A 21,599-nucleotide genomic window follows, 5' to 3' on the forward strand; every position below is an offset into this window, starting at 1 on the left:
CGTTCGCATATGTATCAACTACGGGCGCGTATCTACCAAAAGTGTCGAATCCGGAGCAGAATCGGGGCAGGACACCGCAGAGCCCGGCCCCATCCATGCCGCACGTCCGGGGGCCACGTTGGGAGCAGCCAGAGATGCCACAGCACGCGTCCGCGGGCCGAGGATCCATCAGCGTGGACCACCTTCCCCCCGACCTCACCCGTGAGCTCTACCGGCACATGCGCACCGCCCGGGACCTCGACACCGAGGCGATTGCGCTCCAGCGCCAGGGCGTCTTCCCCGCCTACGTCTCGGTCCGTGGACAGGAGGCCGCCCAGGTCGGCAGCGCCACCGCGCTCGACCCCGACCGCGACTTCGTCTTCCCCACTTACCGCGAAATGGCCGCGGCCCAGGCCCACGGCGTCGACATGGTCGACTACATGGCCAGCCACCGCGCCCTGTGGCACGGCGGGCTCTACGACGTGGCGGCCTCCCGCTTCGGCGCCGTCAACGCCGTCGTCGGCGGGCCCGTGCCCCACGCCGTCGGCTGGGCGGTCGGCGAGCGCCTGCGCGGGGACGACGGGGTGGCCCTGGCCTACTTCGGCGACGGCGCCAGCTCCGAGGGCGACGTGCACGAGTCCATGAACTTCGCCGGCGTCTACGGCGCCCCGGTCGTCTTCTTCTGCCAGAACAACCAGTGGGCCCTGTCGGTGCCCAACGACCGCCAGGTCGCCGGGGGCTCGATCTCCGCCCGCGCCCAGGGTTACGGAATGCCCGGGGTGCTCGTCGACGGCAACGACGCCGGCGCCGTGCACGCGGCCACCGCCGAGGCCGTCGCACGCGCGCGCCGCGGTGAGGGGCCGACCCTGATCGAGGCGCTCACCTACCGCGTCGAACCCCACTCCACCTCCGACGACCCCGGCCGCTACCGGGACGGCGCCGAGACCGAACGCTGGCTCCGCCGCGATCCGGTCACCCTGCTGCGCGAGGCGATCCTGGCCGCGGGCCACGCCGACGAGAACGCCCTGGCCGAGGCCGACGCGGCCGCCCTTCAGGAGGCCCGGCGCATCCGCGACGGGGTCGCCGCAGCGCCCGAACCCGACGGGGCCGAACTGTTCACGCACGTGTTCCGGGAGTCCACCGACGAGCTGGCCCGGCAGCGCCGCACCTGGCAGGAAGAGGTCGAGCTGTGACCGAGCTGATCGAACACACCACCGGCACCGCCACCGGTCCGACCGTCGAACTGTCCATGCAGCAGGCCCTCAACCGGGCCCTGCGCACCCTGCTCGCCGAGGACGGCGACACGCTGGTCCTCGGGGAGGACGTGGGTGCGCTCGGCGGGGTCTTCCGGGTCACCGACGGCCTGCAGAAGGAGTTCGGGGCCGACCGCGTCTTCGACACACCCCTGGCCGAGTCGGCCATCATGGGCATGTCCGTGGGCCTGGCGATGAACGGCTGGAGACCCGTCCCCGAGCTGCAGTTCGACGGGTTCGCTTATCCGGCCGTCGACCAGATCGTCAACCAGGTCGCCCGGATGAACTACCGCACCCGCGGGGCCGTGCCGATGCCCATCACCCTGCGCCTGCCCTCCTTCGGCGGGATCCAGGCCCCCGAACACCACGGGGAGAGCCTGGAGGCGCTCTTCGCCCACACCCCCGGCCTCAAGGTCGCCGTCCCCTCCGACCCGGGCGAGGCCTACCGCCTGCTCCTGCAGTCCGTGCGCTGCGACGACCCGGTCGTGTTCATGGAACCCAAGGCGCGCTACTGGGACCGGCGCCCCGTCGAGCTGAGCGAACCCGCCGACCCCATCGGCACCAGCCGTGTCGTGCGCCCCGGCCGCCACGGAACGCTCATCGCCTGGGGCGCCATGGTCCACCGCTGCCTCCAGGTCGCCGAGCTGGCCGCCGAGGACGGCGTCGACCTCGAGGTCCTGGACCTGCGCTGGCTCACCCCGCTGGACACCGACGGCCTCGCCGCCTCGGTCCGCCGCACCAAGCGGGCCGTGGTCGTGCACGAGGCGCCACTGACGGCGGGGCTGGGCGCCGAGGTCGCCACACGGGTGACCGACGCCTGCTTCGGCGACCTGGCCGCCCCGGTCCAGCGCGTCACCGGGTTCGACGTTCCCTACCCGGCGGGGCCCCTGGAGCCCCAGTACCTTCCGTCCGTCGACCGTGTGCTGCTCGCGGTGCAGCGCACTCTGGAGTACTGATACCGACATGGCAGAAGAGAACGTCACCTTCCACCTCCCGGACCTGGGCGAGGGCCTGGTCGAGGCGACCGTCCTGGACTGGGAGGCCGCCGTCGGCGACGACGTCGCACGCAACGACCCGCTGGTCGAGGTGGAGACCACCAAGTCGGCCGTGGTCATCCCCTCGCCGCACGAGGGGCGCGTCGTCGAACTGCACGCCGCCCCCGACGAGGTCGTCCGGGTCGGCGCACCCCTGGTCACCTTCGCGGTGGCCGCCCCCGACCGGCCGGCCGCCGGCATCGTCGGGACCGTCCCGGAGGAGGAGAAACGCCCCCGCCGCCGTGTCCGCCTCACGCCGCCCGGAGAATGAGCCCGGGGTCCTGACGCCGCCCCGCAGAGTTCGTTCTTTCGCACCAACGGAACCCGGGAAGAATTGGACCCGTTCATCGGAAAACACGAATGAAAACCGTGCCGCGTCCGGATAGCCTCCGCTCAGGCAAACGATTGAAGGATTCATGTCTGCGAATCTCACCGACGACGTCGCAATGCGTTATGCGGATTTGCGTCCGGGGTCTCCGGCGGACGCGGTTCCGGTGCTTCTCCTGCACGGTTTCGGAACCCACTTCGAGATGAATTGGAAAGCCGCCGGGTGGGTGCAGTCCCTGGAGGCCGAGGGCCTGCGCGTCATCGGCCCGGACCTGCGCGGACACGGCGGCAGCGACAAGCCCACCGACGACGCCGCCTACCTTCCCGAGCGCTTCACCCAGGACCTCGTCGCGCTCCTGGACCGGCTGGACGTGGACCGCGTCGACGTCGTGGGGTACTCCATGGGATCCCGCCTGGCCTGGGACCTGGCCCTGCGTGCGCCCGGCCGGGTGAGGCGCCTGGTCCTCGGGGGTTTCGGTCCCAACGACGCCTTCGGCGGCACCGACCTGAACGCCCTGGGGGAGGGGGAGACCCCCTTCGACGGGGTCTTCCGCACGGTCAGCGCCCTTCCCAACAACGACGCCGCGGCCCTGGCGGCCTGCGCGCGGGGGCAGGCCGCACGTCCGTTCCGCTCCGAGCCGGCGCCCGAAGGGATCCCGTTCCTGCTGGTCGCGGGGGCCGAGGACCCCCTCGCCGCCGGTGCCGAGGAGCTCGCCCGGGACCGCGGCGGCAGCCACGTGGAGATCCCCGGGCGCGACCACGCCAACGCGGTCTCCTCGCGGGTCTTCCGCCAGGCCGTCGTGGACTTCCTCGTCCGGGACTGAACCGTCCGCAGGCCCCTGGACACAGGGGATCGCGATCCTCCCGTGCGTGCGGGCGCCCGCACGCACGCGGGGGAGAGGCATGCCCGCGCAGGGTCAGACCGGTCTGTACCGGCGCCCCACTTCGCAGGTGGGAAATCTCTGGGTGACCGAAACGCAGCCCCGTGTGGTCATGCCGGGTGGGAGGGCATTCCAGCACCGGGGAGCACCCCGCGGAGCCCTCTCCCGACCGTCCCCGACATCTTCTGCGCGGCCCGTGTGCGGGGCCCCGTGTCGCTCCGCTCTCGCCTTCATAACAACTCGGCCCGTCCGTTGGGTGGTTTTTCGACAACGGGATATTGTCCGGCAGCAGAACTCAGGTCGGTTCAGCGTGAATGTCCGGACGGCCGAGAGTGCGAAGGGGAGAGTTCCGAAGTGAAGCGTACTAACGCAACCAAGTTCGCCGCCGTTGCAGCGGCGAGCGCCCTGGCGCTGACCGCGTGTGACAACGCGGACGGCGACGGCGCCTCCGGTGACGGAGAGGGCGGAGACGCCGACACCGTGAGCGTGGGCCTCGCCTACGACGTCGGCGGCCGCGGCGACCGCTCGTTCAACGACTCGGCCTTCCGCGGGCTGGAACGCGCCGAGGAGGAGCTCGGCGTCGAGACGGCCGACTTCGAACCGGCCGACGGCGAGTCCGACGCCGACAAGGAGGACCGCCTCAGCAACATGGCGATGGAGGGCTACGACCTCGTCATCGGGGTCGGGTACGCCTACCAGGAACCCATCGAGAGCGTCGCCTCCGAGTTCCCCGACGTGAACTTCGCGATCGTCGACGAGGAGATCGAGGGCCACGACAACATCACCAGCCTGGTCTTCGCCGAGGAGCAGGCCTCCTTCCTGGCCGGCGCGGCCGCGGCGCTGACCACCGAGGAGGACCACGTCGGCTTCGTCGGCGGTGTCGAGACCCCGCTCATCAAGAAGTTCGAGGCCGGTTACATCACCGGTGTCGAACACGTCGACGACTCCGTCGACATCGAGGTCGACTACCTGAGCCAGCCGCCGGACATCAGCGGCTTCACCGACCCGGCCCAGGGCCGGGAGAGCGCCCAGGCCCAGCACGACCGCGGCGCCGACGTGATCTACCACGCCGCCGGCGCCTCCGGCAACGGTGTGCTCGAGGCCGTGGCCGACAACGACCTCACCTTCATCGGCGTCGACAGCGACCAGTACGAGAACGCCGACGACGACCAGAAGCCCTACGTGCTCACCTCCGCCATCAAGGAGGTCGACGTGGCCGTCTACGACCTCATCGAGGCCGTGGGCGAGGGCGAGCTCGAGAGCGGCATCCAGCGCTTCGACCTCTCCGACGGCGGCGTGGACTACACGCAGTCCAACGAGGAGGCCATCGAGCCCATCCAGGACGAGCTCGACGACCTCAAGCAGCAGATCATCGACGGCGAGATCGAGGTCCCGACCGCTCCGTAGGGGCGACCCCGATCGACGGAACGTGCCGCGGGCGGCCCCCGGCCCCGCGGCGTTCCGGCGAGGGCGGTACCGGCGCAGGCAGCGGAACACATTCCCACACGCCCCGCGGGTACCGCCCCCATCTTGCGTTTTTGCGGCGACGGTGTCGAAAGGCCGGGATCCGGCCCGATCCGCCGCGCTGCCGTTTCCACGAGGAGAAAGATGAGCAGCACGCCACCGGGCGGCGGGGCCGATGCGCCCCCCGCCGTCGAGCTGCACGGGATCACCAAACGATTTCCCGGCGTCGTGGCCAATCACGACATCGACATCACTGTGGCCCCCGGTACCGTGCACGCCATCGTGGGCGAGAACGGGGCCGGGAAATCCACGCTGATGAAGACCCTGTACGGAATGCACCGTCCTGACGAGGGGGAGATCCTCGTCCGCGGGACCCCCGTGCACTTCGGCTCGCCCTCCGACGCCATCAAGCAGGGCATCGGGATGGTCCACCAGCACTTCATGCTGGCCGACAACCTCACCGTGCTCGAGAACGTGGTGCTGGGGGCCGAACGCCGCCACGGCATCGGGCACAAGGCCCGCGCGCGCATCCTCGAACTCTCCGACCAGTACGGGCTCGGGATCAAACCGGACCGGCTCATGGAGGAGTTGGGCGTCGGCGACCGCCAACGCGTGGAGATCCTCAAGGTCCTCTACCGCGGCGCACAGACCATCATCCTGGACGAACCCACCGCGGTCCTGGTGCCGCAGGAGGTCGACGAGCTCTTCGACAACCTGCGCGAGCTCAAGCGCGAGGGCCTGACGGTCATCTTCATCTCGCACAAGCTCGACGAGGTCCTGTCGGTGGCCGACGAGATCACCGTGATCCGGCGCGGCACCACCGTGGCCACCGTCGACCCCGCCGCCACCTCCGCCCGCGAGCTGGCCACGCTCATGGTCGGCGGTGAACTCCCGGTTCCCGAACTGCGCGAGTCCACCGTCACCGACCACGTGGTGCTCTCCCTCGACGGCGTCACCGTGCTCTCGCCCGAGGGCCGCCCGGTCGTCGACGACGTGTCCGTGGACGTGCACCGCGGCGAGATCGTCGGGATCGCCGGCGTGGAGGGCAACGGCCAGTCCGAGCTCATCGAGGCGGTCATGGGCATGCAGACGCTCAGCGCCGGCCGTATCCACCTCGAGGACGCCGACATCACCGAGTGGTCCACGCTGCACATCCGCGAGGCCGGGGTCGGATACATCCCCGAGGACCGCCACCGCCACGGCATGCTCCTGGAGTCCCCGCTCTGGGAGAACCGGATCCTGGGACACCAGACCCGGCCCCCGAGCGTGCGCGGCCCGTGGATCGACCGGGCCGGCGCCCGCACCGACTCCGAGCGCATCGTCGAGGAGTACGACGTGCGCACCCCCGGTATCGACGTGGTCGCCGACGCGCTCTCGGGCGGCAACCAGCAGAAGTTCATCATCGGGCGTGAGATGAGCGGGCAACCCCGCTTCCTCGTGGCCGCCCACCCCACCCGCGGCGTGGACGTGGGCGCCCAATCGGCCATCTGGGAGCAGCTGCGCGAGGCCCGCGCCGCGGGTCTGGCCGTCCTGCTCATCTCGGCCGACCTGGACGAGCTCATCGGCATGTCCGACACCCTGCACGTGATCCTCCGCGGCCGCCTGGTCGCCGAGGCCGACCCCACCGGCGTCACCCCGGAACAGCTCGGCTCCGCCATGACCGGCGCCGGACTGGGCAGCGCCGACGACACGGAAGGTGGCCCCCGTGCCGACCGGACCCGCGACGACGAGGGCGAGGGCGGAGCATGACCGATAACGCTCCCCGTACCTTCGCCGCACCGGCCGTCTTCGGCCTGGCCCTGGTTCTGGGCACGGCCACGGCGGTCGTGCTCGACCTGTTCCTGCTCTGGTGGGCCGCGCTCCTGATCGGTGTCGGCGCAGCCTTCGTGCTGGTCGCCGCCACCGCAGCGCGCACCCGCGACGAGAGCCGCACCGGGGCGACCGGCGCCAAGGAGGAGGGCACGCCCCTGCACAAGGTGCTGGTCGCGCCCATGTCCCTGGTGCTGGCGCTGGCCGGTGGCCTGGCCACCGCCTGGATCCTCGACCTGCAACTCATCACCGAGGTCGCCGCCGGCCTGGGCGCGCTCGTCGGCTCCGCGCTGGCCTTCGTGCTCTTCCACCGCCTGTCGGCCATGCTCGCGCTGTCGTTCGCCGCGGTGCTGACCGCCGGCGTCATCGCGCTCACGGTCACCGGCGCCGTGCTCCAGATCAGCGGTATCGCCCCCGTGGAGACCTTCGGGCGCATGCTGGAGTTCGGCTCCCGGCCCGACAGCATGGTGCAGATCGTCAACACCGCCACCACCTACTACCTGGCGGCCGTGGCGGTGGCGATCGGCTTCAAGATGGGGCTGTTCAACATCGGCGTGGACGGCCAGTACCGGCTCGCGGCCCTGGCCGCGGCGTCGGTGGGCGGTTACATCATGCTCCCGCCGGTGATCAGCCAGATCATCATCATCGCCACCGCCGTCGCGGTCGGCGGTGTGTGGGCCGGGATCGCCGGTTACCTCAAGGTGGCCCGCGGGGTGTCCGAGGTGATCTCGACGATCATGCTCAACTCCATCGCCACCGGCATCACCGCCTACCTGCTCAGCACCGACCGCCTGGCGGTGGAGCTGAGCACCAACAACATCGGTACCCCGCCCATGCCGGAGTCGTCGTGGGTGCCGGGCATCCCCGCCGGCTTCCTCGGCTCCGACCGCGAGATCTGGGGCATGATCGTCCTGGCCGCGGTGGTCGGCTTCCTGTACTGGGCGATGCTCAACCGCACGCGGTTCGGGTTCGAGCTGCGCGCCACCGGCCAGTCCAAGACGGCGGCCGAGGCCAGCGGTGTCGACGTCAAGAAGATGGTGTTCCTGTCCATGCTCTTCTCGGGCATGGTCGCCGGGCTCGTGGGCCTGCCGCAGCTGCTGGGCCACTCCCACCACTACGCGCTCGACTTCCCCGTCGGTATCGGCTTCATCGGGATCGCCATCGCCCTGCTGGGCCGCAACCACCCGGTCGGGATCGTCTTCGCGGCGCTGCTGTGGTCCTTCCTCGACCAGGCGGCGGGGATCCTGCCCTTCGACGGCACACCGCAGGAGATCGCGGTCATCGCCCAGGCCACCATCGTGCTCACGGTCGTCGTGGTCTACGAGGTCGTGCACCGCTGGGGCCGGCGCTACCAACAGCAGCAGATCGGTAAGCAGCTCGGCCGGACCGTCGAGTCCCCCGGGGAGGCGAAGTGAGCCAGGAACTCAACGTGAAGGCGACCGCGAAGACCCCGGCACGCCCCAAGGGGTGGGCCAAGTGGCGCTTCCTCACCCTGCTCGGCGCGGTCTTCGTGTCCCTGGCGGGCCTGCGGGTCATCACCGGCCAGGACATGCTCACCGACGCCGGGACCGTGCGCACCACCCTGGTGTTCGCGGTGCCCATCGCCCTGGCAGCGCTCGGCGGTCTGTGGGCCGAACGCGCCGGCATCATCAACATCGGTCTCGAGGGCATGATGATCCTCGGGACCTGGTTCGGTGCCTACTTCGCCTGGACCACCGGCGACCCCTGGATCGGCATGCTCGCCGGCGTGGTCGCGGGCATGGCCGGCGGCCTCATCCACGCCGTGGCCACCGTGACCTTCGCGGTGGACCACATCGTCTCCGGTGTGGCCATCAACATCCTCATGCTCGGCGCGATGCGGTACCTGTCGATCCTCACCTACGAGGACGTCCCGCAGGCCGGAGCGGCGCAGTCCCCGGTCACGCCGGACTTCCCGACGCTGTCCCTGCCGGTGCTGCCCGACCTGCTCCAGCCCGTCGCGGCGAGCGGGATCTTCGTCATCGGCGACCTGGCGGCCTTCGTCGTCGGGCTGACCACGAACATGTCCGCGCTGACCCTCGTGGCGCTCCTGATGATCCCGCTGACCTACGTGCTGCTGTGGAGGACCACCTTCGGTCTGCGGCTGCGGTCGGTCGGTGAGAACCCCGACGCCGCGGAGAGCCTCGGTGTGGCCGTCTACCGCCTCAAGTACACGGCCGTCATCATCTCCGGCGGCCTGGCCGGCATGGGCGGCGCGTTCCTGTCGCTGGTGGCCTCGAACATCTACCAGGAGGGCCAGACGGGCGGCCGCGGTTACATCGGTCTGGCCGCGATGATCTTCGGCAACTGGCGCCCGGGCGGTCTGGCCATGGGCGCGGGCCTGTTCGGTTACACCGACGCCCTGCAGGTGCGCGGCGGCGGTGCGGCCATCCACGCGCTGCTCCTGCTGTTCGTGGCCGCGCTGTTGGCCTGGGCGGTGTGGCGGGCCCGCAGCTCGCTCATCGGCCGCGTCGGCGCCGTCTCGGCGGTGACCGGTGCGCTGGTCTACGCGTTCGTCTCGGCCGGGCCGCTGGCCGCGTTCTCCGGGACCCTGCTGCCGGCCTCGGGCCTGCTCCTGCTGATCGGCCTGGTGCTGGCGCTCATCGGCACACGCAACCCCGACACCCCGTGGCTCGCCACGGTCGCGGTCGGACTCGTGACGGTGGGGGCGCTGGCGTACTGGCTCGGTTCCTTTACGGCCCTGCCCACCACGGACACCACGACCGTGTTCGTGGCCGGCTCCGTGCTCGGGGTGATCGCCGCGCTGGTGTCGATGTGGGGCCACAAGGAACGTGCCACGGCGTTGGCGGTGGTGACAGCGGGAACGGCTGCGCTTCTGCTGTTCTGGTACTTCGGGACCGACTCGCTGCCACGCGAGCTGTCCACCTACAGTCCGCACATCGCGACGCTGCTGGTGCTCTCGCTGGCCTCACAGAAGCTGCGGGCACCCGCCGGCATCGGACAACAGTGGAGGGCGAGCCGCTCATGAGCCACACCCCGCACGAGGTCGACTGGGAGGCGCTGCGCGGCGCCGCCCGCCAGGCCATGGCCCGTGCCTACGCGCCCTACTCGCGGTACCCGGTGGGCGCGGCGGCACTGGTCGACGACGGGCGCACCGTCACCGGCTGCAACGTGGAGAACGCCTCCTACGGGGTCGGTCTGTGCGCCGAGTGCGGGCTCGTCAGCGCCCTGCACGCCGGCGGCGGCGGGCGCCTGACCGCGTTCGCCTGCGTCGACGGAGAGGGGCGCACCCTCATGCCGTGCGGGCGCTGCCGCCAACTCCTGTACGAACACGGCGGGCCCGGGCTCCTGGTGGACACCCCCGAGGGCGTGCTCACCATGGACCGGGTCCTGCCGCAGGCCTTCGGGCCGCACAACCTGGTCTGATCCAGGACACACCGTGACTGTCCCCGGCCCCGCCCGTCGGTGCCGGGGACAGCTGTAGGGAGCACCCCCGCCCGGTGCCTTCCGCCCCGCGACGACGCGAAGGAACAGGACATGGACGTCATCGAGGTCATCCGCACCAAACGCGACGGGGAACGGCTGAGCCCCGAGCAGATCGACTGGGTCATCGAGGCCTACACGAAGGACGAGATCGCCGAGGAACAGATGGCCGCGCTGGCCATGGCGGTGTTCCTGCGCGGGATGGACCGGGCGGAGGCCGCCCGGTGGACCGAGGCGATGCTGACCTCCGGCGACCGCCTCGACTTCTCCGACCTGGCCCGGCCCACCACCGACAAGCACTCCACCGGCGGGGTCGGCGACAAGATCACCCTTCCGCTGACGCCCACCGTCGCCGCCTGCGGGGCCGCGGTACCGCAGCTGTCCGGGCGCGGGCTCGGCCACACCGGCGGCACCCTCGACAAGCTCGAGTCGATCCCCGGTTGGCGGGCCGGGCTCACCCCCACGGAGATGCGCAAGGTCCTGAAGGAGACCGGCGGCGTCATCTGCGCGGCCGGGACCGGGCTCGCCCCCGCCGACCGCAAGCTCTACGCCCTGCGCGACGTCACCGGGACCGTGGAGTCGGTGCCGCTCATCGCCGCCTCGATCATGAGCAAGAAGCTCGCCGAGGGAACCGGGTCGCTGGTGCTCGACGTCAAGGTCGGCTCCGGGGCGTTCATGAAGGACCTGCGCTCGGCCCGCGAACTGGCCCGCACCATGGTCGACATCGGCAACGACCACGGGGTGCGCACCACCGCCCTGCTCACCGACATGTCCGCCCCGCTGGGCCGCACCGTCGGCAACGCCCTGGAGGTCGCCGAGGCGGTCGAGGTGCTCTCCGGTGGCGGACCCTCCGACGTCGTCGAACTCACCGTGGCGCTGGCCCGGGAGATGCTCACCTCCGCGGGCCTGACCCCCGGCACGGACGGTGTGAAGGACCCCGCCGACGCCCTCGCGGACGGCAGCGCCCTGGCCGTGTGGAAGGACCTCGTGCACGCCCAGGGAGGCGACCCGGACGCCCCGTTGCCCGAGGCCGCCGAGCACCGGGTGGTGCTGGCGCCCGCCTCGGGGGTCCTCACCCGGTTGGACGCCTACCAGGTGGGCCTGGCCGCCTGGCGTCTGGGCGCCGGCCGCGAACGCAAGGAGGACGCGGTCTCCTTCGGCGCCGGGGTGACCCTGCACGCCAAGCCGGGGGACCGTGTCTCGGCCGGGGAGCCCCTGTTCACCCTGCACGCCGACGAACCCGAGCGCTTCGACCGCGCGGCGCAGGCCCTGGCCGGTTCCTACGACGTCGGGGAGGACCCCGGCTTCGACCCCGGCCCCCTGGTACTGGACCGCATCGGCTGAACCCGGTATCGGCCCGCGTCCCGCACCGCCGCGGGGCGCGGGCGCCGGCGGGTCAGCGGTCGAGAACGTCCTGGGCCTCGGAGAGCCACCGCACCTCGTCCAGCGCCCGGCGCACGCTCTCGTCCCGGCTCTCGCGCACCGCACGCAGCGCGCTGTCCTCGGGTACACCCTCGCCCCGCTGTTCGGGCGCGCCCTCCGTGTCGAACAGCAGGTCCCCGTAGGCCTCGTCACGGGACAGGTTCTCGCGCACCTGCTCCCACTCGCGCTGTTTGACCAGGGCGTCGGCGACTGTGCGGCCGTAGGACTCGATGCGTGCGACCCGCTCCTCGGCGTCGGCGCGCACCCGCTGCAGGGAGGAGCGCTGGGGATCCAGGGAACGTTGGACCGCGTCGGAGACCGCCTCGCGTTCGCGCCGTTCCAGGTCGCGGGCCAGGTGGCTGCGGCGCAGGAAGAGCTGGGCGAGCGCCCACTCCTGCGCCTGCAGGGTCCGCAGGGCCGTGGTGGCGTCGAACGCCCCGCCGAGGTTCTCCTGCGCCGACTCGGTCAGGTCCACGACGACCTGCACCCGACCGAGCATGCCCCGCTCCACCGGGTGCAGGTCGGCGGGCACGACGTAGTGGTCGCGGTACACGTGCGGGAGGCGCTCACCCGCGTCGCGCAGGGCGTAGCGCGCGGCGAAGAACGTCCCCGCCAGCCACACCCCGCCCGAGATCGTGTGGACGGTCGCCTGCGGGCCCAGCCACACGACCAGGGACACGAGCCCGGCCGAGGCCGTCAGCACGAAGAACCCGAGGGCCGGGTTGTACCCGAACGCCCCGAACACCAGCATGACCAGCAGGATCCCGGCGATGATCGTCAGCGGCAGGAAGAAGACGGAGGCCGCCCAGAGCACCGCGAAGGCGGGGACCGCACTGAGCGCCGACAACAGCAGGGCCTCGGTCCAGCGCTGCCCCGCCGACAGTTCCCGGGTCCACTGCCGCTCGTCACCGGCGCGCAGCAGTTCGTCGTGCCGGAAATGGAGCTCGTCGTGCACACGCTGCGGGAGCTCGGGGTCGAAGGCGGGCTCGGCCGGTGAGGCGTGTTCGGACACGGGGGGCGACCTTCGTGGCTGGGGGCCAAGGCACGGTCAGTCTACCGCCGGGGCCCGGAACGACAGAGCCCCGGCGGCCGCACATCGCGGGCGCCGGGGCTGCGGACACGGTTCCCTTCGCCCCCGCCCGAACGGGAGGGGGAGGGCACGGCCACTACTGCGGGATGGCCGGCATCTCCGGCATCTGCGGCTCGGATCCGGCCGGGATCATCACGTAGGTCAGGGCCGCGACGATCACGAACAGCAGACCCACGATGATGGTGGCCATGGCGCCCCAGCGGGCCCAGGCGCGCGTGCCGACGTCGGCCAGGACCAGGGCCAGGCCGGCGAAGAGCACGGTGAGCAGAGCCAGTCCGCCCCCGACCAGGGCCTGGTTGGACAGCTGTGCGACCTGCTCGTGCGGGACGGGCTGGTCGCCGATCTGCATGACGGAGCTGAAGAGCTGCACGAGCTGGCTGGACAGCAGTGTCACGGCCAGCAGGAAGACGGCGCTGAGCGCGAAGGTCTCCGAACCGAGCAGCCCGCCGGTGCGGGGCTGTGCGGCCACGGCGCCGGCGCTGACTGGGGCCTCGCCGTAACCCTGCTCGTTGTAGGCGTACGCGGCGCCTTCAGCGCCCTCGGTGCCGTCGCCCGCCTCGTCATGGGGCCCGGCCCAACGCGGGTCGCCGTTCTGGGTGTCGACGTTCGTGTCCTCGGGATACCCGGGGGCCTGCCCCTCGGTCTCCTCAGGACGGTCCGTGGGATTGGTGTTGTCGTTGCCCATGCGGCCAACGTACCCCCCGACCTGGATAAACGGCGCCTAAGGAGCGGTGCGGCCGAGGCTTTCGCGCTTGCAGGGGCAGGTCAGTCGGGCCTCGACCGTCCTAGACGATCCCGACGAAGGCGACGACACACATCAGCAGGCTGACCACACCGGCGATCACGACCGCCGACGCCGCCCACCGGGCCCAGGCGCGGGTGCGGTCGTCACCGGTGAACAGCGACACCGAGGCGAGCAGGACGGCGAGCCCGGCGATGGTTCCGGTGATCAGCAGTTCGGAACGCAGGACGGCCAGCTGGGCGGCCTCGGCGGTACCGGAACCGACTCCGAACCACGCCACGCGCTCCAGGAGGCGGCCGCCCACCAGGACCGGCAGGAGCAGGAGCAGTCCGGTGAGGGACAGGGACTCGGGGGAGAACACGCCTCCGCCCCGGGGCAGGGCCTGGGGGCGCGACCCCTGGACGAAGTCGGCGCCGGTCTGCGGGGCACCGGTCGTCCCGTCGTCGACCTGGTCCTCACGGGGTTCGGGGGAGAGGTCCGCGTCGGTGGTGCTCTCGGTTGCTTCGTCTTCTCGGGAGGTACTCACGGACCCAAAACTACTGGGTCCGCGGAGCCCGGATACGGGCGGGACCGCCGGTTCCATGGCCGGATCCGGTCATCGGGGGTGATCGGTCCGGGGCAAGGGCCGCGACCTCTGCCGCAAGAGAAACAATCACCTGTGCTTGTTTTTTTGTGTGGGCGGTGTCACTCTCGTCACCATGACTGCGACAACAGCGCCACCGCTGTGGGTCGGGAACGCGTCCGGCTTCTACGGAGACCGCATCGCCGCCGTCCACGAAATGCTCACCGAAGGCCCCGTCGACGTCCTCACCGGTGACTACCTGGCCGAACTCACCATGGCGATCCTCGGCCGGGACCAGCTCGCCGACCCCGGGCGCGGCTACGCCAAGACCTTCCTGCGCCAGATGCGCGAGACCCTCCAGCTCGTCATGGAACGCGGCATCAAGGTCGTCACCAACGCCGGAGGCCTCAACCCGCGCGGGCTCGCCGACCAGCTCACCGAGCTCGCCGAGCAGCTGGACCTCGAACCGCGCATCGCGTGTGTGACCGGCGACGACCTGCTCCACCGGGCCGAGGAGCTCGGCCTGGGCGCCCCGCTCACCGCCAACGCCTACCTCGGCGGGTTCGGGATCGCCGCGTGCCTGGACGCCGGCGCCGACATCGTGGTCACCGGACGGGTCACCGACGCCTCCCTGGCCGTGGGCCCGGCCATCTCCCACTTCGGGTGGACCCGCGACGACCTCGACGCCCTGTCCGGGGCCACCGCGGCCGGGCACGTCATCGAGTGCGGCGCCCAGGCCACCGGGGGCAACTACGCCTTCGCCCCCGAACTCGTCGCCGACGGCTTCGACCTGGACCACCCCGGGTTCCCGATCGCGGAGATCTCCGCCGACGGCAGCGCCGTGATCACCAAACACCCCGGCACCGGAGGAGCGGTCACCACCGGCACCGTCACCGCACAGTTCGTGTACGAGATCGCCGGCGCCCGCTACCCCGGCCCCGACGTCACCACCCGGCTCGACACCGTGGAGCTCACCCAGGAGGGCCCCGACCGGGTCCGGCTCAGCGGCACCCGCGGGGAGGCGCCCCCGCCCACGCTCAAGGTCGGCCTCACCGGGCTCACCGGGTTCCGCAACGAGTACGACCTGCTCATCACCGGTGACGGCGCCAGGGAGAAGGCCGCCTGGGCCGAGCGGCAGATCCGCGCCAAGCTCGAGCACCGCAAGCCCGGCGAACTGCGCTTCGACTTCCACCCCGCCGAGGACCCCGCCGGCGACACCCAGGACGCGGCGACCTCCCGCCTGCGCGTGACCGCACGCGACCACGACGCCCGCGCCATCGGCCGGGGTTTCGGGGCCGCCGCCGTAGAGATCGCCCTGGCCGGGTACGCCGGGTTCCACATGAGCGCGCCCCCGCGCTCGGCCCGCCCCGACGGCGTCGCCGCGACCCACGAGTTCGTCCCCGTCGAGGAGGTCGAACACACGGTGATCCTGCCCGACGGGGACCGCACCACCGTGGAACCCCCCACCCGGTTCCAGGACCTGGCCCCCGTGCCCGAACCGCCCCTGCCCGCACCCCCGCCCGGGGGCCCGCGCCGCCGCGCTCCCCTCGGCGCCGTGCTCGGGGCCCGCAGCGGCGACAAGGGGGCCGACGCCAACCTCGGCGTGTGGGCCCGCGACGACGCCGGTTTCGCGTGGCTGGCCCACGAACTGACCGCCGAGCGGCTCCAGGGCCTGCTGCCCGAGACCGCCGACCTCAAGGTCACGCGCCACCTGCTGCCCAACCTGCGCGCCGCCAACTTCTGGATCGAGGGGATCCTCGCCCCCGGCACCGCACGCCGCGAGGGCCAGGACCCCCAGGCCAAGGGGCTCGGCGAGTGGCTGCGGGCCCGACAGACCGACCTCCCGGAGGCACTGCTGCCATGACCGTCCTGACCTCACGGATCGACCCCTCCTCCGCCGAGCACGCCGAGAACCGCAAGGTCATGCTCGACCGGATCGCCGAGATCGAGACCGAGCACGCCAAGGCCGTCGCCGGCGGCGGAGAGAAGTACGTCGACCGCCACCGCTCCCGCGGAAAACTCCTGGCCCGCGAACGCATCGAGCTCCTCCTCGACGAGGGCAGCCCGTTCCTGGAACTGTCCTCGCTCGCCGGCTGGGGCAGCGACTACACCGTCGGCGCCAGCATCGTCACCGGCATCGGCGTGGTCTCCGGCGTGGAGTGCGTGATCGTCGCCAACGACCCGACCGTGCGCGGGGGCGCCTCCAACCCCTGGACCCTCAAGAAGTCCCACCGGGCCGGGGAGATCGCCGAGCAGAACCGCATGCCGATGATCAGCCTCGTGGAGTCCGGCGGCGCCGACCTGCCCAGCCAGAAGGAGATCTTCATCCCCGGCGGGCGCACCTTCCGCGACCTGACCCGGTTGTCCGCCGCGGGCGTGCCCACCATCGCGCTGGTCTTCGGCAACTCCACCGCGGGCGGCGCCTACATCCCCGGTATGAGCGACCACGTCGTCATGGTGCGCGAACGCTCCAAGGTCTTTCTCGGCGGCCCGCCCCTGGTCAAGGCCGCCACCGGCGAGGAGAGCGACGACGAGTCCCTGGGCGGCGCGCGCATGCACGCCGAACAGTCCGGGCTGGCCGACCACCTGGCCGAGGACGAGCACGACGCCCTGCGCATCGGCCGCCGCATCGTCGCCCGCCTCAACCACCGCAAGGCCGGCGGCGGTCCGGCCCTGCCCCAGGCGGCCGAGCCCCTGTACCCGGCCGAGGAGCTCGCCGGCGTCATGCCGCCCGACCTCAAGGTGCCGGTCGACCCCCGCGAGGTCATCGCCCGCGTCGTGGACGGCTCGGAGTTCGACGAGTTCAAGCCCGCCTACGGGGAGGGCCTGGTCACCGGCTGGGCCACCCTGCACGGGTACCCCGTCGGCGTCCTCGCCAACGACCAGGGCGTGCTCTTCAGTGAGGAGGCGCAGAAGGCCACCCAGTTCATCCAGCTCGCCAACCGCTCCGACACCCCGCTGGTGTTCCTGCACAACACCACCGGTTACATGGTCGGCGCCGACTACGAGCAGGGCGGCATCATCAAACACGGCTCGATGATGATCAACGCCGTCTCCAACAGCACCGTCCCGCACTTCTCTGTGCTCATCGGCGCCTCCTACGGTGCCGGGCACTACGGCATGTGCGGACGCGCCTACGACCCCCGGTTCCTGTTCGCCTGGCCCAGCGCGCGCTCCTCGGTCATGGGGCCGAAGCAGCTCGCCGAGGTGCTCTCCATCGTCGCCCGGCAGTCGGCGGAGAAGAAGGGGCAGCCCTACGACGAGGACCAGGACGCCGCCGTGCGCGAGATGGTCGAGAACCAGATCGAGTCCGAGTCCCTGCCGCTGTTCCTGTCCGGGCGGGTCTACGACGACGGTGTCATCGACCCCCGCGACACCCGCACCGTCCTGGGCCTGTGCCTGTCCTTCGCCCACAACGCACCCGTGGAGGGCACCGACGCCTTCGGGGTCTTCCGGATGTGAACCGCCGGCCGTCCCCGTCCCCACCGTCCGCCGCCCCGGCCCGCCGCCGGGCACCGTCCGGGAGAACCAGGTGAACTCACCCCTCGCTCCACCGACCAGACCCGTCTCCACCCTCCTCGTGGCCAACCGCGCCGAGATCGCCCGCCGCATCACCCGCACCTGCCGGGACCTGGGCGTCGCGGCCGTGGCCGTCTACACCCCCGGCGAGGAGGGAGCCCCCCACGTCACCGACGCCGACGCCGCCGTGCGCCTGGACGTGCCCGAGGGCCGCGGCGCCGTCGACGCCTACCTCGACCCGCACGCCCTCGTGGACGCCGCCCGCACCGCCGGCGCCGACGCCGTCCACCCCGGGTACGGGTTCCTGTCGGAGAACGCAGCTTTCGCCCGCGCCGTGCTCGAGGCCGGCCTGACCTGGGTCGGGCCCCCGCCCGAGGCCATCGAGGAGATGGGCGCCAAGACCCGCGCCAAGGAGCTCGCCCGCGAGGCCGGGGTCCCCGTCTCCGAGGCCCTGACCGCCGAACAGGTCGAGGGTGCCCACCTGCCCGTGCTCGTCAAGGCCTCCTCCGGGGGCGGCGGCCGCGGAATGCGGGTGGTGCGCGACCTGGAGAGCCTGGCGGAGGAGGTCGACCGCGCCTCCGCCGAGGCCGCCTCCGCCTTCGGCGATCCCACCGTGTTCTGCGAGCCCTACGTCGAACTCGGCCGCCACGTCGAGGTGCAGGTCCTGGCCGACACCCACGGCACCGTCTGGGCGGTGGGCGAACGCGACTGCTCGGTGCAGCGCCGCCACCAGAAGGTCGTGGAGGAGGCGCCCGCGCCCGGCCTGGGCGACGCACTCCGGGAGACCCTGCACGGGGCCGCACGCCGCATGGCCGAACGCATCGGTTACGTGGGCGCCGGGACCGCCGAGTTCCTCGTGCCCGTCGCCGAGGACGGCACCCCCGGCGACCCGGTCTTCCTGGAGATGAACACCCGCCTGCAGGTCGAACACCCCGTCACCGAGTGTGTGACCGGCCTGGACCTGGTCGAGTGGCAGATCCGCGTGGCCGAGGGCGAGCACCTGCCCGAGGGCGGCCCGCCCGCACCGCGCGGCCACGCCGTCGAGGTGCGCCTGTACGCCGAGGACCCCCGCAACGACTGGCGCCCGCGCACCGGAACCCTGCACGCCTTCGAGGTCCCGGCCGCCACCTGCGTCTTCACCCCGCTCACCGAACCCGGTGTGCGGCTGGACAGCGGTGTGGCCGCCGGTGACAGCGTCGGCACCGACTTCGACCCCATGCTCGCCAAGGTCGTGGCCGTGGGACGCGACCGCCGCGACGCCCTGCGCCGGCTCAGCTCCGCCCTGGCCGGCGCCCGGGTCCACGGCGTCGGCACCAACCGCGACCTGCTCGTGCGGACCCTGCGCCACCCCGCCTTCGCCGCAGGGGCGCCGCACACCGGGTTCCTCTCCGGCGACCGGCTGACCGCCCTGGCCCAGCCGCTGGCCGACCGCGCCGCCGAGCGCCTGTCCGCACTGGCCGCGAGCCTTTCGGCGGCCGAGGAGGCCCGCTCCCGCACCCCGGTCCCCGCCGGGATCGCGGCGAACTGGCGCAACCTCACCTCCCAGGCGCACACCCGCCGCCACACCACCGACGAGGGGCACGAGCTCACCAGCGCCTACCGCACCTCCGGCGGCGCCTACCTGCCCGACCAGGAGGGCGTGCGCGTGCTCTCGGCCCGCCCCGGCCACGTGGTCCTGGAGGCCGACGGGGTGCGCCGCGGGTTCGGCGTGCACGTCCATCCCGGCTCCGACCACGTGCACGTGGAGTCGGCGCTCGGCGCCCTCACCCTGGTCCCCGTCGACCCGCTGCCCTCACCCGAGGCGGTCGTCGACCCCGGTGCCCTGCCCGCACCCATGCCGGGCACCGTCACCTCGGTCGGGGTGACCGTGGGGGAGAAGGTCTCCGAGGGCCAGACCCTGCTGCGCATGGAAGCGATGAAGATGGAGCACCGCGTCACCGCCCCCGCCGCCGGTGCCGTCCGGGAGATCCCGGTCGCGGAGGGGCAGAAGGTCTCGGCCGGCACACCGCTGGCCGTGCTCGACTACGAAGGGCAGGACTCATGACCGGCGCCATGACCTTCACCGAACCGTCCGAACGCACCGAACTCCGCGCCGCCGTGTCGGCCTTCGCCTCCGAGTACGGGCAGGAGTACTACCGCGCCCGCGCCAAGGAGGGCGCCTACCTCACCGAGCTGTGGAAGCGGGCCGGCGAGCTCGGCTACCTCGGCGTCAACATCCCCGAGGAGTACGGCGGAGGGGGCGGCGGCATCGGCGACCTGGGCGCCGTCCTGGAGGAGCTCAGCGCCGCCGGCTGCCCGACCCTGATGATGGTGGTCTCCCCGGCCATCTGCGGCACCGTGCTGTCGCGCTTCGGCACCCCCGAACAGAAACAGCGGTGGCTGCCCGGCCTGGCCGACGGCTCCGCGATCATGGCTTTCGGCATCACCGAACCCGACGCCGGCTCCAACGCCCACCGCATCACGACCACCGCCCGCAAGGACGGCGACGAGTGGGTGCTGAACGGGCGGAAGACCTTCATCTCCGGCGTCGACGTCGCCGACGCGGTGCTCGTGGTCGGCCGCATCGAGGACGAACGCACCGGCCGCCTGTCCGCGGCGCTGTTCGCCGTGCCCACCGACACCCCCGGCTTCGAGAAACAGCAGATCGAGATGGACCTGGTCAGCCCCGACCACCAGTTCCAGCTCTTCCTGGACGACGTGCGCCTGCCCGCGGACGCGCTGGTCGGCGACCCCGACGCCGGGCTCCTGCAGCTCTTCGCCGGGCTCAATCCCGAACGCATCATGGCGGCCTCGCTGTCCACCGGCACCGCACGGCACGCCCTGGCCAGGGCCGTGGACTACGCGCAGGACCGCGTGGTCTGGCGCGACACCCCGATCGGCGCACACCAGGGCCTGTCGCACCCGCTGGCCCAGGTGAAGATCGAGATGGAGCAGGCGCGGCTCATGACCCAGTTCGCGGCGCTCCGCTACGATTCCGGCGACGACGCGGGGGCGGGCGAGGCCGCGAACATGGCCAAGTACGCTGCCGCCGAGGTCTGCGTGCGCACGGTCGACCAGGCCGTACAGACCCTGGGCGGCAACGGCCTGGCGAGCGAGTACGGGCTGGGCGCCGCCCTCACCTCCGCACGGCTGTCGAGGATCGCCCCGGTCAGCCGGGAGATGATCCTCAACTACGTGGCGCAGCAGTCGCTCGGCCTGCCCAAGTCGTACTGACCGAGGACACCGGCCGGGCCGGGCGCACCGACCTGCGCCCGGCCCGGCCCCGCACGTGGGAGGCGCGCCCGTGGAGACCGGACGGGTACAGGAGCCCAGGCAGGAACGCAGCAGGGCCACCCGAGCCCGCCTGTTGGAGTCGGCGGTGGCCCTGCTGGCCGAGCGCGGGGTGCCCGGGACGACGGTGGGCGCGGTCGCCGAACGCGCGGGTGTCTCGCGCGGGGCGGCCCAGCACCACTTCCAGACCCGCGAGGATCTGTTCGTGGCCGCCTTCGACAGCATGGCCGACGGGCTCATCACGGGGCTGCGGCGCCTCATGGAGGACCTGCCCGAGGGGCCGGGCCGGGTCGAGGCGATGGTGGTGCTGCTCTTCGACGTCTTCAGCGGGACCGAGTTCCAGGCCGCGTTGCAGTTGTGGACCGGCGCGGCCAGCGACCCCGACCTCTACCCCCGGGTGGTGCCGCTGGAGCAGCGTGTGGGGCGCGAGGCCCACCGCGCCGCCGTGGAGGTGCTGGGCGCCGACGAGTCCGTGCCGGGTGTGCGCGAGACCGTGCAGGCCACCCTGGACCTGGCCCGCGGGTTGGGGCTGGCCAACCTGCTCACCGACGACACCGCCCGGCGCCACCGCATCGCCCGCCAGTGGGCCGCGATGCTCGAACGCGAGCTGGAGCGCAGCCCCGCCGCCTGAGGGGTCCCCGGGCCCGTGGGAGGGGCTGCGACCGGGGCGCGTCGAGCGCTCCGCCAGGGTCGAAGGTCCCGAGGACACGCCCCGGTTCGTGGAGGCTTATCATCGAACCGGTTGGCACGGACCAACCCGGAGTAAAGCGATCCAACTGGACAAG

The 21,599-nt window shown here is 72.1% G+C and carries 18 protein-coding genes; 15 read left to right on the forward strand and 3 right to left on the reverse strand.

From position 1 onward, the window contains the following. The first annotated feature begins 173 nt into the window (after positions 1-173). From IDM40_RS09795 to IDM40_RS09840, 10 genes are all read left to right on the forward strand, one after another. On the forward strand, positions 174-1,172 hold the full coding sequence (locus IDM40_RS09795; protein WP_328806984.1) for a thiamine pyrophosphate-dependent enzyme: 999 nt from the start codon (positions 174-176) through the stop codon (positions 1,170-1,172). After that, positions 1,169-2,188 carry an alpha-ketoacid dehydrogenase subunit beta gene (locus tag IDM40_RS09800; RefSeq protein WP_407939952.1) on the forward strand — a complete coding sequence of 340 codons (1,020 nt, stop codon included), beginning with the start codon at positions 1,169-1,171 and terminating at the stop codon, positions 2,186-2,188. The genes IDM40_RS09795 and IDM40_RS09800 overlap by 4 nt, the downstream gene beginning before the upstream one ends. Positions 2,189-2,195: 7 nt before the next feature. Next, positions 2,196-2,537: a biotin/lipoyl-containing protein gene (locus tag IDM40_RS09805; protein WP_193121625.1), complete on the forward strand. Its 342-nt coding sequence runs from the start codon at positions 2,196-2,198 to the stop codon at positions 2,535-2,537. Between the two features lie 145 nt (positions 2,538-2,682). Next, entirely contained in the window at positions 2,683-3,417 is a 735-nt protein-coding gene (locus IDM40_RS09810) for an alpha/beta fold hydrolase (protein WP_193121626.1), read from the forward strand. Positions 3,418-3,828: 411 nt separating this feature from the next. Beyond that, positions 3,829-4,881 (forward strand): BMP family lipoprotein, encoded by a 1,053-nt coding sequence (locus tag IDM40_RS09815; RefSeq protein ID WP_193121627.1) that lies wholly within the window; start codon positions 3,829-3,831, stop codon positions 4,879-4,881. Between the two features lie 201 nt (positions 4,882-5,082). Next, positions 5,083-6,687: an ABC transporter ATP-binding protein gene (locus tag IDM40_RS09820; protein WP_193121628.1), complete on the forward strand. Its 1,605-nt coding sequence runs from the start codon at positions 5,083-5,085 to the stop codon at positions 6,685-6,687. Further along, positions 6,684-8,162 (forward strand): ABC transporter permease, encoded by a 1,479-nt coding sequence (locus IDM40_RS09825; RefSeq protein WP_193121629.1) that lies wholly within the window; start codon positions 6,684-6,686, stop codon positions 8,160-8,162. The genes IDM40_RS09820 and IDM40_RS09825 overlap by 4 nt, the downstream gene beginning before the upstream one ends. Next, positions 8,159-9,754 carry an ABC transporter permease gene (locus IDM40_RS28800; protein WP_193121630.1) on the forward strand — a complete coding sequence of 532 codons (1,596 nt, stop codon included), beginning with the start codon at positions 8,159-8,161 and terminating at the stop codon, positions 9,752-9,754. The genes IDM40_RS09825 and IDM40_RS28800 overlap by 4 nt, the downstream gene beginning before the upstream one ends. Next, a complete protein-coding gene (locus tag IDM40_RS09835) occupies positions 9,733-10,152 on the forward strand; it encodes a cytidine deaminase (RefSeq protein WP_193121631.1) in 420 nt (139 codons plus the stop codon). Before IDM40_RS28800 ends, IDM40_RS09835 begins: the two co-directional genes overlap by 22 nt. Positions 10,153-10,263: 111 nt before the next feature. Beyond that, positions 10,264-11,553, forward strand: coding sequence for a thymidine phosphorylase (locus IDM40_RS09840; RefSeq protein WP_193121632.1), 1,290 nt, complete (start codon positions 10,264-10,266; stop codon positions 11,551-11,553). 52 nt (positions 11,554-11,605) lie between these two features. On the opposite strand, the gene IDM40_RS09845 is transcribed toward IDM40_RS09840, so the two are convergent. The 3 genes from IDM40_RS09845 to IDM40_RS09855 all read right to left on the reverse strand — a co-directional run bounded on the left by IDM40_RS09845 (position 11,606) and on the right by IDM40_RS09855 (position 13,989). Further along, on the reverse strand, positions 11,606-12,643 hold the full coding sequence (locus IDM40_RS09845) for a UbiA family prenyltransferase (RefSeq protein ID WP_193121633.1): 1,038 nt from the start codon (positions 12,641-12,643) through the stop codon (positions 11,606-11,608). A gap of 154 nt (positions 12,644-12,797) precedes the next feature. Next, a complete protein-coding gene (locus IDM40_RS09850) occupies positions 12,798-13,406 on the reverse strand; it encodes a hypothetical protein (RefSeq protein ID WP_193121634.1) in 609 nt (202 codons plus the stop codon). A gap of 100 nt (positions 13,407-13,506) precedes the next feature. After that, positions 13,507-13,989 carry a hypothetical protein gene (locus tag IDM40_RS09855; protein WP_193121635.1) on the reverse strand — a complete coding sequence of 161 codons (483 nt, stop codon included), beginning with the start codon at positions 13,987-13,989 and terminating at the stop codon, positions 13,507-13,509. 148 nt (positions 13,990-14,137) lie between these two features. On the opposite strand from IDM40_RS09855, the gene IDM40_RS09860 reads away from it, so the two are divergent. The 5 genes from IDM40_RS09860 (at position 14,138) to IDM40_RS09880 (ending at position 21,445) form a co-directional block, all read left to right on the forward strand. Continuing rightward, complete coding sequence (locus tag IDM40_RS09860; RefSeq protein WP_193121636.1) at positions 14,138-15,889, forward strand: acyclic terpene utilization AtuA family protein; 1,752 nt, start codon at positions 14,138-14,140, stop codon at positions 15,887-15,889. Further along, on the forward strand, positions 15,886-17,487 hold the full coding sequence (locus IDM40_RS09865; RefSeq protein ID WP_193121637.1) for an acyl-CoA carboxylase subunit beta: 1,602 nt from the start codon (positions 15,886-15,888) through the stop codon (positions 17,485-17,487). The genes IDM40_RS09860 and IDM40_RS09865 overlap by 4 nt, the downstream gene beginning before the upstream one ends. A gap of 70 nt (positions 17,488-17,557) precedes the next feature. Then, positions 17,558-19,588, forward strand: coding sequence for an acetyl/propionyl/methylcrotonyl-CoA carboxylase subunit alpha (locus IDM40_RS09870; protein WP_193121638.1), 2,031 nt, complete (start codon positions 17,558-17,560; stop codon positions 19,586-19,588). Beyond that, positions 19,585-20,757 (forward strand): acyl-CoA dehydrogenase family protein, encoded by a 1,173-nt coding sequence (locus IDM40_RS09875; RefSeq protein WP_193121639.1) that lies wholly within the window; start codon positions 19,585-19,587, stop codon positions 20,755-20,757. Before IDM40_RS09870 ends, IDM40_RS09875 begins: the two co-directional genes overlap by 4 nt. Before the next feature lie 70 nt (positions 20,758-20,827). After that, positions 20,828-21,445 (forward strand): TetR/AcrR family transcriptional regulator, encoded by a 618-nt coding sequence (locus tag IDM40_RS09880; RefSeq protein WP_193121640.1) that lies wholly within the window; start codon positions 20,828-20,830, stop codon positions 21,443-21,445. Positions 21,446-21,599: the final 154 nt, after the last annotated feature.

It is taken from the genome of Nocardiopsis coralli, assembly GCF_014892575.1.
Classification (GTDB): Bacteria; Actinomycetota; Actinomycetes; order Streptosporangiales; family Streptosporangiaceae; genus Nocardiopsis; species Nocardiopsis coralli.